This is a genomic window from Acinetobacter gandensis (assembly GCF_001678755.1).
Lineage (GTDB): Bacteria > Pseudomonadota > Gammaproteobacteria > Pseudomonadales > Moraxellaceae > Acinetobacter > Acinetobacter gandensis.
This window is the reverse complement of record NZ_LZDS01000004.1, coordinates 1-16037: the sequence shown is the minus strand read 5'-3', so window position 1 is coordinate 16037 and position 16037 is coordinate 1. Positions and strand designations below refer to the sequence as shown.

The following is a 16037-nucleotide window of genomic DNA, read 5'->3' as shown; positions in this document are numbered from 1 at the left end:
AATATTTACTAAAAATTAAAAAGGCGCTTCATTTGAGCGCCTTTATTCATTTAAATTTTAAAATTTTAAAAATCGTAAAAACTTACTTCACCTGTTTCAAGTGAATATTCTGCACCAACAACTTTTAATTTACCTTGAGCAATCAAGTTTTCTAATACTGCTGAGCCATGACGAAGTTGATTCACAGATGCAAATACATTTGAACGAACTGCATGCATAGACAATTTATCTAAATCATCTTTCAATTCAGTTTGCATTAAAATTTCTACAGATGGGCGCACACGGTTCACAATCGACATCAGATTTGCAGATGGAGGTGTTGCCGGGTTCATTAAGGCTTCAATCGTCGAATGGATTGCGCCGCAGTGAGTATGACCTAATACAATTACAACTGGGCAACCAAAACTTTCTGCCGCAAATTCAACACTACCAACTTGCGATGGTGCAACAATATTACCTGCTACACGAATGACAAATAAATCGCCTAAGCCTTGGTCAAAAACCATTTCAGCAGGAACGCGCGAATCTGAACAACCCAAAATAATCGCAAAAGGCTCTTGGCTTCCTGCCATTTCAGCGCGTTGCTGATGCGTTAAAAGTTTAGGATGGTTCGTTTCACCTTGAACAAAACGAGTATTTCCCTTTTTTAAACGATCTAAAGCTTCTGCTGCTGTTAGCATGTTCTGATTACCCTTATCTGAAGTTGCAATATATTAATCCCACTCAGAACGATTGTCACTTGCAAAAGAATAGCTATCGATTTTTTATTATTCAGATGGATTTGGTACAAATTGCAAATAATCATTAATCTGAAAATATTATTTTTTCAGCAATGGTTCACACTTTTATAGCTGAACTACAACTACATCAAAAAACTAATCAGTGACAACTGTCATTTTTTATTTACAATATATTTCATAAACATAGCAATTGGCTTTTAAGGCTAATTCAGATAATTGTCATATAAATGATCATAAAAATTGCATCAAATATAGTTACTAGGGGTTAAGGTCAATGCAAGGACATCGTTGCGTGGTTTCTGGCATATTTAAACTTGCGATATTGAGTTGTATGTTCATTGCAGGCTCGAATAGCATAGCTGCAACACAAACACCAACGAATACCTTATCGACACCATCTATCCTACAAAATTATCTCAATCAAGATCGTAAAACCGCTGGCCTAGTTTCACGCACAGTACAAGTCGGCAATATCACTTGGAGCTATAGTGAAGGCGGTGTTCGTACCAATCCTTCTATACTATTACTCCATGGTTTAGGTGGCACACGTGATAACTGGAATCGGGTTGCACATTACCTGACTCCCTATTATCACGTTATTATTCCTGACCTACCTGCCAATGGTGATACCCGCGTCCCTGCAGACTTTGACGTGTCTGTACCAAATGTTACTGAGCAATTACGACAATTCGTAACCAAAATTGATATTGAAGATCGGCTGAATGTTGCAGGTCATTCTTTAGGTGGATCAATTGCCACGGTTTACGCATCTCAATATCCATTTGATACCCAAAGCTTATTTTTACTCAACAGTGCGGGCATCTATAAGCAGGCCAATACCAGTTATACCCGTGATCCATATTCATTGAAAAATTTGATTGTTTCAAAGCCCGGTGATTTGGATGATGTTATGCATAAGTTAATGCAAAATCCGCCAAGCGTTCCAACCCCATTAAAGAAAGCTCAAGAAAATTTACTTATTTCACGAGCGCCCCAAACCAGTAAAATGATTGATCAAGTGGTCACCTTAAATCGCATTTATACGCCTGAGACTTTTGCACGTTTAACTCGTACCGTTGAAGCGCCCACACTCATTCTTTGGGGAAAACAAGATAAAATTTTTAATGTAGAAGTTGCTGGTGAATTAAAATCATTATTAAAACGTGCCGAAACACCGGTAATTTTGAATAATGTTGGCCATATGCCCATGATTGAAGCAGAACAACAAGTTGCTGATCATTACCTCCCATTCCTTGCAAAAAGTCAGAAATTTAAAAATCCTTTGGCAGATAAACTGATTCAGTTAAACTGAGGTATCGCTAATAATTCATGCCCTACAAATGGGTATTTAAGGAAAGTATGCAGAAAAACCCGATGATTGAGCAGCTCATTGAGGCTCAACTCAACTTTTTAGATCAGCAATTTTCGCAGTCTGAAACAGTTGCAACCGAGTTTACCCAGTTTTATCAGTGGTTTCGTAAACAGCCTTTACAACAGATTTGGACTTTTGAACAAATCAATGCTTTGCTGCAAAAGCAGATCTTAAATACTCAAGCTACTCAGTTTTTAATTGAGCAGATTGCCGAACATATTAAGTTTGCGCTAATTCATCCAGCGAATGATCAAACAACCATTGCTGAAATTATTCCTGTACTGACAATTGATAAAATTGCGCAATATGTTGCAAGTAAACAAGGTCATCGTCAGCGTTTGATTCACACCATGGTCAACAACCCTGCTTTTTCAGCCATGATTAGCCAACTCATTCAACATGCGATACAAGATTATTTAGACAACTCTGTAATTGCCAAATCTGTGCCCGGCGTCTCTCGCTTTATGAAGATGGGTAAATCGGTTTTAGAAAACGTTACAGACACCAATCTTGACAGTACCATCACGAAGTATTTGCAAAAGAATATTTTGAAATTGAGTCAGATGAGTGAGTCTGTACTGAATCAGCATTTTGATGATAATAAGCTTTATCATTTTCAAGCCAACTTATGGCATAAAATTAAAGCGATGCCTGTTTCTGTCTTAAAAAACTATATTGAAGTTCAAGATTTACCTCAAACTGTCGGTTTAGGGCATGAAATCTGGGACTTTATGCGTCAATCTGATTATATGAAACAGCAAGTGCATGATGGCGTGTATGCTTGGTACATACGTAATCAGGAACGTCCATTTGATTTATTGCTACGTGACTTAAATATTGATGAAGCTTTGGTTCAACATGAACTTAACAATTTATTAAACCCGATTATTCAAAAAATGATTGGTTCAGGCTATTTGCGTGAGCGTTCACGTCATTATTTAGAACAGTTCTATTATGCTGATGAGACGTTAAAAATATTAGGTATTGTATCTTAAAGTTATCAAAATAAAAAAGCCGCGACTGCGGCTTTTTTATTTTTTGGTATTATTTAAAAACTTAGAACTGATATTTTAAGCTTGCATAATATGCACGACCCGGTTCGTTATAAGTTTGGTTAACAGTCTTGTCACGTAGCTTTTTTTCGTCAAACAAGTTACTTACGCCAATACGACCACTAAAGTCTTTAGTAAATTTATAACCAAAGTTAATCCCTGCAAGACCGTAACTTTTCACTGATTCGAGTGCAAGACCATCCTTGTTTTCTAAACTTATTTCTTCATACTGACGAGGCTTTTGTCGACCATATTGCGTATATACAAAATTTGCATCTAAACGATCTGAAATATCGTAATTTAAGATCGAATTAATTGTATAGTTTGGAATGATTGATAGTGGATTACCTGTACGTTTATCTTCAGAGTTAATCATATACGTTACATTATTGGTCCAAGAAATATCTCCCCAGTCCAATGTAATACTCCCCTCAACACCTTCTACTAATGCTTTCGGTGTATTCATCCATTGTAGTACGTTGTATGTCGTCCCACCGATAATCACTTGTTCAAGCATAGTATCACCTGAAACAATTTTATTTTTATAATCATTTCGGAACCAAGCAAAACTAGCATTTACAATGTCTTTTTCGAATTGCACTCCAATTTCTTTATTAATTGAAGTTTCAGGTTTCAAATCTTCATTACCTTGTAACACGCATTGGGTTAAGCCAATTGGGCATCCATTACCTCTGGTACTTAGTAAATAACCTTCAGCATTTTGGTATAAGTTCGGTGCTTTATACGCTTTAGCAACACCACCTTTTAACGTCCAATAATCGCCAATTCTTTGGGTAATATTTAAACTTGGACTCCAGTTATCACCAGATTTACTGTGGTTATCGTAGCGTAGACCCAAAACAAGATCCGTTGTATCACTAAGATTCATATTATTTTCAACATAAGCTGAAGCAATTCTTGAATCCATTTGAGAGCGATCACCTGAGGTTAACTCATCCCCAAAACCACCTTCACCTGCTTTAGTATTCACTACATCAGTAAATTCATCTTCTATCCACTCAGCACCAACTGTGAGTACCTGCGGCTTATACAAGTCGAATGGAATATTTGCTTCAGCATTAAAACGTAAGGTTTCTAGAACAGATGTTTGTTTGTTTTCTAGGCTGTTAATCTGACCTTCAGTACTCCCTCCGGTACCTTCAGGCAAACGTTTGTTTTTCGTTTTGTCGTATTGCGAAATGAGCTTCGTATCACCCCAATCCCAAGTCCCTTCGTGTGTTAAGGCAAAGCTGTCACGATAAACTGTATTAGTTTCTTCACCAATTAAAGCAGAAAGAATCGGTGCCTTATTCGGATCTGCTGGATCAAAGACACTGTTTTGGCTATCACCCGCAAAACGGTTACCTTGACGTCCGACAGAAGCATCGAACATTAAAACTTGCTGATCATTTAATTGCCAAGCCAATCGCCCTGCAATATCTTTATTCTCAACACCTTCACGTCCGGCCATACGTGCGCCGTTTTCCATAAGGCCATTGATATCTGCTGCATCAGAGTCCGTTTTATTGTAATTGCCATATAAGCGATATGACAAAACGTCTTTTAGAATTGGACCGCTTAAGTTAAAGCTTTCGCGGTGGCTCGCACCTTCTTTTGAGTTTTCAGGCTGATTGGTAAAAACTTCGACTGAACCATGTACGTCATTGGTGACTTTCTTAGTTTTGATGTTGACCACACCACCCATTGCACCAGAGCCATAACGTGCTGCCGCTGGGCCGCGTAATACTTCGATTGACTCAATAGCATCTGCCGGCACCCAGTTTGAATCACCGCGAGTATCACGTTCTCCACGCCAACCATAACGAACTGAATTGCGTGAATTTACCGGCTTACCATCAACCAAGATCAGGGTATTCTCTGGCCCCATCCCGCGAATATCAATTTGGCGGTTATTTCCGCGCTGGCCAGTTGCACTATTACCTGTCAAATTTACACCTGGCATGCGGCGTACATATTCTGAAATGTCATTTACGACAGGTAATTTTTCCAAATCTTCAGCAGTAATTTTTGAAGCACCTAATGACTGTTTCACCTGCTCTTCAGCTGTAATAACAATCGTTTCCATCTTAGTTACAGCCGCATCATTCACTTCTTTTTGTGTTTCTTCAGCATGAGTTAAGCTAACCATGGCACTTAAAACTGAAAGTGTCAGTGCAGAGCGCAGTATTTTATTCGTCATTGGTGTTTCCAAATACTTAATTTATGGATAAATATTGAATGTTATGTTGCGCATTGTAACTAACAAAAATAATATTGCAACTAATTTTAATAATCATTCTCATTAACAAATAGGAAATTACTGATTCCCTAAGTAAAAACCAATTTTTCTATGCTTTGTACAAAGTTGTCCTATTTATTTTTTGTTCAGTTCCAAAAACTTTGGGCAAAAAAAAACCGCATAAAGCGGCTTTTCTTCACGAATGCTTATTTAAAATAAGCACCCTCAGACTGACTATGGTCTGTTTGGTCAACAACACGCATCAATTCAGGTACATGCTGTTTTAAAGTTGTTTCAACGCCTTGTTTAAGCGTTAAATCAATAGAAGAACAACCTTGGCAACCACCACCAAATTTAAGTACGGCAGTTAAACCATGCTCTTCATCTTCAACAACTTCAACCAATGCACAGTTACCACCGTGACCCGCTAAACCTGGATTAATCTCAGACTGAAGTACGTAAGTAATACGTTCTTCCACAGATGCATCAGGGCCAACACGCGGCACTTTAGAGTTTGGTGCACGGAAAGTCAGCTGGCCACCAAAACGGTCTTTATTGTAATCAATAACAGCATCTAACAAATATGGAATAGATGGTGCATCGACATAGGCAGGAAAATCTGGGTAATCCTGTTTATAGTCTGTCGGTACAACTTCTTCAGGTGCACTGTAAGCCATACAACATTCAGCACGCGGCGTCCCCGGATTTTCCACAAAAACTCGAACACCAATACCTGGTGTGTTTTGTTTATCCAAAAGATCCTTCAAATACTCTTGAGCAGTTGGTGTGATCAATAGGTTTGGAATTTCTTCAGCAACTGCTGTGCTGTTGTTCTCAGTCGACATGACAATATTTCCTCAAGCTGAAGCGGCTATTTTAGCTTAAGATGCGGTGCATTACGAAAAAATCAACTAAAATTGTCGGAATTATTCTGAAAGTTCACGCTTTCACGCTTTTTAATGGCATTATTAAAGATAAATTTTAACAAGTAGAATAGCCATTTATGTTGGGATTACCGTTTAACCACACTGTGACAATTATTCTGATTACTGTGGTCATTTCCCTTATCGCCTTTTCAAATCAGAAAGTCATGAATCGTCTGTTATTTTGGCCACCTGCGCTACAACGTGGTGAATATGATCGATTTATCAGCCACGGCTTTATTCATGCCGACGGTGCTCACCTTCTATTTAACATGATTACCCTATTCTTCTTTGGCTCTGTCATTGAAAGTTTTTATCGCCAATACTTTTTTGACATGGGTTTTGTGCTGTTCTATTTAAGTGGTTTGATTGCAGCCATTATTCCGAGCTATTTAAAACATAAACATGATACACATTGGGCTAGTTTAGGTGCTTCAGGGGCGGTTTCTGCTGTGCTATTTGCCTATATCTTGTTTGAACCATGGAAATTAATCTTTGTATTCTTCATTCCTGTTCCCGCGATCATCTTCGCGGTACTGTACGTTGCTTATAGCATTTGGTCTGGCAAACGTGGCAACAGTAATATTAACCACAGTGCACATTTGTGGGGAGCGGCATATGGTATCGTCATGACGATTATTCTAGAGCCAAAGTTAATCCCTCATTTCTTAAACAAACTTTTAGATATTCCGTTTTAAAATAGAATATTAGCGCTCAAACAAAAAAGGATTCTAGTTTTAGAATCCTTTTTTATTATATCTTTTAAATCATCATTTAACTTTCAAGCATCCATAGGTTGTAATAGCTCACCATGTTCAAAATGCCAAGTTTTTTGATAGGCAGAAACAAAGTTGGCAATAAAAATGGGTGCACGATCAATCGGTGACTTATCCTTAAAATGTCCGTATTGTTTAGCCCAATCATAACAACTCTGATCAAGTGGATATTCAGTAAGAATCCCACAGACGAAATTTTTTTGTATCCAAGCCTGTGCAAGATCAAAACTCGAAAAAACTGCACTCGCAAAGCCAGGGCGCATGGCATTGAATATATAAACTTTGTTCGACACAATTATGCCCCCATTTTTCTCTTTATTCACACCTCAATAATAAGTGTGACACATATCACACTTAAATACATTTTCTGTAATTTGACCCGAATTATTCGTAACAAAACCTTAATCTTAGAAGCGTATTTAACACGACTTAAATAAGTAATTACTTCAACTGAGTCATGAACCAATAAAATTAGTGATCGCTTATTTCAAATGTATACACAACACACGCATGCTGTAATTTAGGCTATAAATGAATAATAAAAAGGAATGTTCAAATGAAAAAAATCACAATGATTGTTGGGCTGCTTTGTTTTGAGTTTTCTATCTGCCTGAGCAGTTCATACTCGTGAAGGGAGCATTGTCGTAGACCCTGATCGTAGCAAATAGCCACACTGGAATGGTGAATTTCGTCCACTTGGACAAGCCAAAAAAGGCAATGTTAATTCCGTACCTTTGTAACAAGAAGGCTTTCTTAATAGAAGGCTTTTTCAAGTTTAAGTACTTAGGTTATTTCAAAAATACGTCATGATTCATGTTAATTCATACAATTTTGGCAGTTTATGCCACCTGAGTTTTTAAATTGGCATAGATAATGTATACATCTGTATATTAATGACAACGTCAGGTGAGATATTTTGCATGTCCAGTTCTATTGAAGGTCTTCAGTTCCCTATTTCGTCTGCTACTCAAAAACCAAGTAGCTCCAAAACCGGTCGTGAAATTATTGCAGAGGCTTTAGCTTCTGTAGATCACCAAAGCTCTGTACGTGCAAAACAGGAAAAAAACTGGCGTAAGAAATATCCTGAATATTTTAAAGCCTTGGTTGAACAAGGTATTCAAAGTCCGGAAGCTGCATTGAGTATTGCAGCCAACGGTTTAAATAAAGCCAAACATAGTTTTAACTTTTATCGTGATCAGGAAAAAATTTCCCTAGATGAAATGATGAATTTACCTATTCAACCTCTGCACACCATTAAACTTAAAGGTGAAAGTAATGCAGTTCCCGAATGGTATGTACCCTATCACGGGCAAAAACTACAAGGCGATGCTCTACTTCAACAAATCCAAAAATGGCAAGATGCTGGTGTCGTTGAACCAAGTCATGCGGATGCTCTACGCGAAGCGGTGGCGCACCCAGAATGGTTTGACCTTTCAGATCGTACCATGGTGCTATTTGGTGCAGCCTCAGAAGCTGGCCCACTGACCTGGCTTGCCAAGTGGAAAGCCAATATTGTCGCTATTGATCTTAATAATGAACGAGTATGGGATCGTATTTTAAATACTATTCAAGAAGGCAATGCAACGTTATACGCCCCTAGTCTTGAAGCGCTCAGTGCAGACACACCTATTCAGGAACTGAAACAAAAATTAGGTGCTAATTTACTGACACATATCCCTGAAGTAGCACAGTGGCTTGCACAAAGTGAACATCAACTTGACTTGGCAGCTATTGCTTATTTAGATGGTGAAAAACATGTGCGCGTAGCAATGGCCATGGACAGTATTATGGATTATGTCAGCCAACAAAAGGCCGACACAAGCCTTATGTTTATGTGTACACCAACAGATGTATATGCTGTTCCTGAAGAAATCGTGAATGCTGCTCAAGATAAATATCAAGCACGTGGCAAAGTTCAAAAATTATTAACTCAAAGTGTTGCTAAGATTTCTGCACAGCACTTTTTTAAACAAAATAATAACCAAACGACTTTAGCTGAAAATGGAAAATCTTACGGAATTGCCGACTGTTTAGTGGTTGAACAAGGCCCCAACTATGCACTTGCGAAACGAATTCAACAATGGCGTGCAACCGTTGCTCGCCATCAAGGTCAACGTGTAAGTATTAATATTGCACCCTCTACCACAACACGCTCAGTCACAAAGAATCCATTATTAAAAGCCGCATTTAATGGTGCCAAACTGTTTGATGTTGAGTCATTTAATCCTGAAACGACCAATGCCTTGATGGCTGCGCTGTGGATTCATGATTTACGTAATCCTTCATCTGTGGCAAACCCAGAAACACCACTAGATCATCCACTTGAGCTGATAATGTCTGGTGCCAATCACGGCGGCTTGTGGCGTGTAGCCTATCTCGCACGTACCGCATTACCATTTGCTGCACTCTATGGCTTCGCCAATGACAAACTGCCTTTGGACAAAATGCTTGGTAAATTAAAGAAATAAATAGCGAAAATCCTTCATTTGAAATTTGTATTTATAAAAGTGCTCAACATGCTTTCTTAACGTGCTAAACAATAATGGTTAGCACTATTTACCAAACTTTAAAGCATAAAAAAACGCTGCGATTGCAGCGTTTTTTATATTGAAAACATCTTAGAAAACTTTCAAGAACAACCAGTATAAGCAGCCTGATAAACAGATGGTTGCTGGTAGTGTGAAAATCCACGCTGAAAGAATAGTTTTCACTGTATTAAAGTTCAAACCTGATTTGTTCGCAACCATGGTACCAGCTACAGCAGAGTTCAATACGTGTGTAGTTGACACTGGCATACCAAAACCATCAGCCGCTGCAATTGTAGACATTGCCACAAGCTCTGCAGACATACCTTGACCATAGGTCATATGGTTTTTACCAATACGCTCACCCACAGTCACAACAATACGCTTCCAGCCCACCATTGTTCCTAGACCAAGTGCAAGTGCAACCGCAACTTTCACCCAGGTTGGGATGTATTGAAGGAAGGAATCTAAATTGCTACGGTATTCTTTAACAGTCTTCTCTTGTGCTTCTGCCATTGCTGGAAGTTGCTCAGATTTATCAAGACGTTTAAAAGCCGTCGTACTTAAATACATGTCATTTCGGATTGAAGATACTTCTTGTTCAGGAATATCTTTTAAGTCGCCATATTGACCAACACGCTCACCTAGGTGATCCGTCATACTTGCTAAAGCAGGGACAACATCAGGTGTAATTTCTTTGGTTTGAATGTATTTGGTTAGTATGTCACGCGCTTTTTCATCCGCAATTTCATCATGATTTGGATAAATTGCAGTTGCAGTTTGCGCCGATAATTGATGGAAAGATTGGATGTGTTGATTGTCGAGGTTTTTATTTAGCGAGTAAGCTAAAGGTACACAACCGATCAAAATCAACATGATTAAACCCATGCCTTTTTGACCATCGTTTGAACCGTGCGCGAAACTTACACCAGTACAAGTAAAGATCAGAATTGCGCGGATTAATGGTGGCGGTGGTTTATTACCTTCAGGTGGCTGAAAGAGTTCAAGCTGTTTGCTGAAGATTTTTTTCACCAATAGGAACACAACTGCTGCGAAAGCAAAGCCAATCAGTGGTGAAAACAGTAATGCTTTACCCACTTTCATCACTTGTTCCATATCCACGCCGCTAGCACCACCTGCATTTAACAGATAGTTCATGATGCCCACACCTAAGATAGAACCAATCAGTGTATGAGAGCTAGATGCTGGAATACCTAAGAACCACGTACCTAAATTCCAAAGAATCGCGGCAATAAGCATGGCAAATACCATGGCAAAGCCTGCACCAGAACCGACGTTCATAATCAATTCGACTGGTAGCAAAGCAATGATACCGTAAGCAACTGCACCACTTGCCACCATTACACCTAGGAAGTTACAAAAACCTGCCCACATCACAGCAACAGGTGCAGATAAAGCATTGGTATAAATAACAGTGGCTACAGCATTGGCTGTATCGTGGAAACCATTCACGAATTCAAAGCCAAGTGCGATGAATAAGGCAGTGCCCAGTAAAATCATGGAATAAAGACTTAAAGGCGGAACGTGTGCCAAGTCGGCAGTGACCTGAAAGCCAATATAGATTAACGTTGAAATGATCAACGTCAGGAACACCAGCATAAAGAATTTCGGTGTTGGCACATGAACATTCGTCGACTTTGTTGCTGTCGACGTGTGCGCTGAATCTACGGGAGTTTGTTTAGAATTCATGCAGGCAAGAATAGAGGATTTTAGAATCCCCATATTGTTCAATTTAATTGTGACAATTATATGACAAAGTGGTGTCATATAAAGCAATATTTCATGCTTTATTTGTATTTGCTCGTCTGAAAAAACCAACCAAAATACTATGTATTCGCAAAATAATTCAAATACTTATCATCAATTTTAAAAGTTGATTTTAGTTTGAAACCCAATGTTTCAATAACAATATGGCCTTGTCATATTTCTTGTCATCATTGTCCTAGCTGTCGATGATTTTTCAATCATGCCTTAGGTATATGACAAATTTATGAAGCTTTCCAAATATTTACTCTAAACACAACGCAATCAAATACGTGTGTTTTTTCAACAATCTGATATTAACGGCTCATTCGAACCGATTGAATATCAATAAAACTGCATTGAATTCTGTTAATATATTTGCCGATTTTATATTCCATCGGATTGGGGTTATTTATGTCCACGCTTGCCACCCTAAAAGAGCTGCTAGCTCAACGTATTCTGATTATCGACGGTGCCATGGGTACCATGATTCAGCGTCATAAACTCGAAGAAGCTGACTACCGTGGTGAGCGTTTTGCGGACTGGGCTTCTGACCTCAAAGGCAATAATGACCTTTTAGTCTTAACACAACCTCAAATCATTCAAGGTATTCATGAAGCTTATCTTGATGCGGGTGCAGACATTATCGAAACCAACAGCTTTAACGGCACACGTGTTTCAATGTCTGACTACCACATGGAAGATCTTGTTCCTGAGATTAACCGTGAAGCAGCACGTATTGCCAAAGAAGCCTGCAAAAAATATTCAACGCCAGAAAAACCGCGTTTTGTTGCAGGTGTACTCGGGCCAACATCACGTACCTGCTCAATTTCACCCAATGTAAATGACCCTGCGTTCCGTAACATCACCTTTGATGCACTGAAAGAAAACTATATTGAAGCTGCACATGCCCTGATCGAAGGTGGTGCGGACATTCTCCTGATTGAGACAGTATTTGATACATTAAACTGTAAAGCAGCAATCTTTGCAGTGAAAGAAGTCTTCAACCAAATTGGCTACGAATTGCCATTGATGATTTCAGGCACCATTACCGATGCCTCAGGTCGTACATTAACAGGCCAAACCGCAGAGGCGTTCTGGAACTCTGTTCGTCACGGCGACTTGCTATCAATTGGTTTCAACTGTGCCTTGGGTGCAGATGCCATGCGTCCACACGTCAAAACCATTGCTGACGTTGCTGATACTTTTGTTTCAGCACATCCAAACGCAGGCTTGCCAAATGCCTTCGGTGGATATGATGAAACCCCTGAAGAAACAGCTGCCTTTATTAAAGAATTTGCTGAAAGCGGTTTGATTAACATTACCGGTGGTTGTTGTGGTACAACGCCTGATCACATCCGCGCAATTTACAATGCAGTTAAAGACATTACACCGCGCCAAGTACCTGAAACAAAACCTGCGTGTCGTTTAAGTGGTTTAGAGCCATTTAACATCACTGAAGAATCACTTTTTGTGAACGTGGGTGAACGTACCAACGTAACAGGTTCTAAAAAATTCTTACGCTTAATCCGTGAAGAAAACTTTGCAGAAGCACTCGATGTTGCACAGCAGCAAGTTGAAGCCGGCGCGCAAATCATCGACATCAACATGGATGAAGGCATGCTCGATTCAGAAGGTGCGATGGTGCACTTCCTGAATCTTGTCGCTTCTGAGCCTGAAATTTCACGTGTGCCTATCATGATTGACTCATCAAAATGGGAAATCATTGAGGCAGGCTTAAAATGTGTACAAGGTAAAGCGGTTGTTAACTCAATTTCCTTGAAAGAAGGTTATGACGAGTTTGTACACAAAGCGCGTCTATGCCGCCAGTACGGTGCTGCTGTTATTGTCATGGCATTTGATGAAAAAGGTCAGGCCGATACCGCTGAACGTAAACGTGAAATCTGTAAACGTTCTTACGATGTACTTGTGAATGAAGTTGGCTTCCCTGCTGAAGACATCATTTTTGACCCAAACGTGTTTGCTGTTGCAACGGGTATTGAAGAACACAACAACTATGCTGTGGACTTTATTGAAGCAACAGGTTGGATTAAACAAAACTTACCACATGCGATGATTTCAGGTGGTGTGTCTAACGTATCGTTCTCCTTCCGTGGTAATGAACCTGTACGTGAAGCGATTCACTCTGTGTTCCTTTATCATGCCATCAAGCAAGGCATGACCATGGGTATCGTCAACGCAGGTCAAATGGCGATTTATGATGATATCGATCCTGAGCTAAAAGCTGCGGTTGAAGATGTGATCTTGAACCAAAATCAAGGTGAAAGTCAGCACGATGCAACGGAAAAGCTACTTGAAGTGGCTGAAAAATACCGCGGTCAAGGCGCTGCGCAAAAACAAGTAGAAAACTTGGAATGGCGTGAACTTCCAGTTGAAAAACGTCTTGAACATGCGCTTGTTAAAGGCATCACCACATTCATTGATGAAGATACTGAAGAAGCACGTCTGAAAGCTAAACGTCCTTTAGATGTAATTGAAGGCCCACTCATGGACGGCATGAACGTGGTGGGTGATTTGTTCGGTTCGGGCAAAATGTTCCTACCACAGGTAGTAAAATCTGCACGTGTCATGAAACAAGCTGTTGCATGGTTGAACCCGTTCATTGAAGCTGAAAAGTCTGGCGGTCAATCTAAAGGTAAAGTCTTGATGGCGACCGTAAAAGGTGACGTCCATGACATCGGTAAAAATATCGTAGGCGTAGTGTTAGGCTGTAACGGCTATGACATCATCGACCTTGGGGTGATGGTGCCTTGCGAGAAGATTTTGCAAACTGCGATTGATGAAAAAGTTGATATCATCGGTCTCTCAGGTCTGATCACACCGTCTTTAGATGAAATGGTGTTTGTTGCCAAAGAAATGCAACGTAAAGGCTTTAATGTTCCGCTGATGATTGGCGGTGCAACCACATCTAAAGCGCATACTGCAGTAAAAATTGATCCGCAATATTCAAATGATGCGGTGATTTATGTTGCCGATGCATCTCGTGCGGTGGGTGTAGCAACAACTTTACTTTCTAAAGAAATGAAACCGAAGTTTGTTGAGGACACACGTGCTGAATATGAAAAAGTCCGTGAGCGTATTGCCAATAAACAGCCTAAAGCAGCCAAACTGACTTATGCTGAATCAGTAGAAAATGGCTTAAAAATTGACTTTGCTGCCAATGCGCCTGTGAAGCCAAACTTTATTGGTACACAAACCCTAACCAATTATCCATTAGACACTTTGGTTGAGTATTTTGACTGGACACCGTTCTTTATCTCTTGGAGCTTAGCGGGTAAATTCCCTGCTATCTTAACGGATGAAGTTGTAGGTGAAGCAGCGACTGACTTGTATGAACAAGCACAGACCATGCTGAAAGATATTATCGACAACAAACGTTTTGATGCTCGTGCTGTGTTTGGTATTTACCCTGCCAACCGTTCTGCAGCAGATTCGGTTGAAGTGTACAGCGAAGATGGTCAATCGGTTACGCATACCTTCCATCACATTCGTCAACAGTCTGACAAAGTGACTGGTAAACCGAACTTGTCATTAGCGGACTTTATTGCGCCTAAAGGTGTCGCAGAAGACTACTTGGGCGGTTTCACGGTATCCATCTTTGGTGCGGAAGAAATGGCCAATGAGTACAAAGCCAAAGGCGATGACTACTCTGCAATTTTGGCTCAATCTTTGGGTGACCGTTTTGCTGAAGCGTTTGCTGAGCATTTGCATGAGCGTATCCGTAAAGAGTTCTGGGGCAACCAAGCATCTGAAACTTTAAGCAACGAAGAGTTGATTAAAGAGAAGTATGTGGGCATCCGTCCTGCACCGGGCTACCCTGCTTGCCCTGAGCATTCAGAAAAAGCGCCATTGTTTGACTGGTTAGGTTCTACCGATAAGATTGGTACGCAATTGACTTCTAGTTTTGCAATGTGGCCACCTTCATCTGTCAGCGGTTTCTATTATGCAAACCCTGAAAGCCAATACTTTAACGTGGGTAAAATTGCAGGCGATCAGCTTGAGGATTATGCGGCGCGTAAAGGTTGGACTTTGGATGAGGCGAAGCGTTGGTTAGCGCCTAATTTGGATGATTCTGTGAATTAATCCCCCTCGATCCCCCTTTATAAAAGGGGGAACTAAAAAAGCCCTCAAATGAGGGCTTTTTTTATTGAATCATTTAATCCCCCTAAGTACCCCTTTTTCAAAGGGGGACTGTCGCGTATCAATTTAATTACGTGACTACTCTTCCCTTTATTAAAGGGGGGGATTAAATCCAATCACTATATTGAGTATGTCTTGGATGAGGTGATCCAAGTTCAATTTCTGTTGTAATTGAAATTGCTTTTACTTGTGAAATACTTAATCCATTCATAGTGTCTTTATCCCAAGAAAAATATATATTGTTATTTCCTATTGAGAAAGAGCTATCAATTCCATCATTTGTGACCTCAGAAAATAAAATAATATTATCAGCAGATGGTAACGGCTTTGTTGCACAAAGATTTGAAATGCAAAGCGCCCCTAATTGAGCCAAATTTAAGGCGTAACTTGGGTAAGTGGTCGACCTAATTCCGTAAATCTGTTAAGAACTGCTACACGTGCATGGATCTCATTCACTTGGCTATCAAAACTCCTTGCACTGAGTT

General features: G+C 39.8%; 11 protein-coding genes and 1 pseudogene. 5 read left to right on the top strand and 7 right to left on the bottom strand.

Going from position 1 to position 16037, the window contains the following annotated elements; genetic code table 11:
- Positions 1-65 precede the first annotated feature (65 nt).
- Positions 66-680 carry a carbonic anhydrase gene (locus A9J31_RS02615; RefSeq protein WP_067762301.1) on the bottom strand — a complete coding sequence of 205 codons (615 nt, stop codon included), beginning with the start codon at positions 678-680 and terminating at the stop codon, positions 66-68.
- A 334-nt stretch (positions 681-1014) separates the two neighbouring features.
- Here A9J31_RS02615 and A9J31_RS02610 point away from each other — a divergent pair, with 334 nt between their 5' ends.
- A complete protein-coding gene (locus tag A9J31_RS02610) occupies positions 1015-2052 on the top strand; it encodes an alpha/beta fold hydrolase (RefSeq protein WP_081410247.1) in 1038 nt (345 codons plus the stop codon).
- 47 nt (positions 2053-2099) lie between these two features.
- Entirely contained in the window at positions 2100-3107 is a 1008-nt protein-coding gene (locus A9J31_RS02605; RefSeq protein ID WP_067762299.1) for a hypothetical protein, read from the top strand.
- Positions 3108-3168: 61 nt separating this feature from the next.
- On the opposite strand, the gene A9J31_RS02600 is transcribed toward A9J31_RS02605, so the two are convergent.
- The gene (locus A9J31_RS02600; RefSeq protein WP_067762297.1) at positions 3169-5364 is read right to left on the bottom strand and encodes a TonB-dependent siderophore receptor; all 2196 of its coding nucleotides are present in this window, start codon (positions 5362-5364) and stop codon (positions 3169-3171) included.
- A gap of 245 nt (positions 5365-5609) precedes the next feature.
- The gene (nfuA, locus tag A9J31_RS02595; RefSeq protein ID WP_067762295.1) at positions 5610-6248 is read right to left on the bottom strand and encodes a Fe-S biogenesis protein NfuA; all 639 of its coding nucleotides are present in this window, start codon (positions 6246-6248) and stop codon (positions 5610-5612) included.
- A 158-nt stretch (positions 6249-6406) separates the two neighbouring features.
- On the opposite strand from nfuA, the gene A9J31_RS02590 reads away from it, so the two are divergent.
- Positions 6407-7024: a rhomboid family intramembrane serine protease gene (locus tag A9J31_RS02590; RefSeq protein WP_067762293.1), complete on the top strand. Its 618-nt coding sequence runs from the start codon at positions 6407-6409 to the stop codon at positions 7022-7024.
- Positions 7025-7107: 83 nt separating this feature from the next.
- Here A9J31_RS02590 and A9J31_RS02585 read toward each other — a convergent pair whose 3' ends face one another.
- Positions 7108-7395, bottom strand: coding sequence for a DUF7710 domain-containing protein (locus tag A9J31_RS02585; RefSeq protein WP_245668196.1), 288 nt, complete (start codon positions 7393-7395; stop codon positions 7108-7110).
- Positions 7396-8022: 627 nt separating this feature from the next.
- Between A9J31_RS02585 and A9J31_RS02580 the strand changes: the two genes are divergently transcribed.
- Positions 8023-9570, top strand: a complete 1548-nt coding sequence (locus tag A9J31_RS02580) for a hypothetical protein (protein WP_067762291.1) — start codon at positions 8023-8025, stop codon at positions 9568-9570.
- A gap of 150 nt (positions 9571-9720) precedes the next feature.
- Here the strand turns inward: A9J31_RS02580 and A9J31_RS02575 are convergent, their stop codons facing one another.
- On the bottom strand, positions 9721-11337 hold the full coding sequence (locus A9J31_RS02575; protein ID WP_067762289.1) for an inorganic phosphate transporter: 1617 nt from the start codon (positions 11335-11337) through the stop codon (positions 9721-9723).
- A 468-nt stretch (positions 11338-11805) separates the two neighbouring features.
- On the opposite strand from A9J31_RS02575, the gene metH reads away from it, so the two are divergent.
- Positions 11806-15495 carry a methionine synthase gene (gene metH / locus A9J31_RS02570; protein ID WP_067762287.1) on the top strand — a complete coding sequence of 1230 codons (3690 nt, stop codon included), beginning with the start codon at positions 11806-11808 and terminating at the stop codon, positions 15493-15495.
- A gap of 163 nt (positions 15496-15658) precedes the next feature.
- On the opposite strand, the gene A9J31_RS15525 is transcribed toward metH, so the two are convergent.
- Positions 15659-15925, bottom strand: coding sequence for a hypothetical protein (locus A9J31_RS15525; protein ID WP_155857594.1), 267 nt, complete (start codon positions 15923-15925; stop codon positions 15659-15661).
- 2 nt (positions 15926-15927) lie between these two features.
- Positions 15928-16037, bottom strand: a pseudogene (locus tag A9J31_RS15520) (IS5/IS1182 family transposase); the annotation flags it as partial.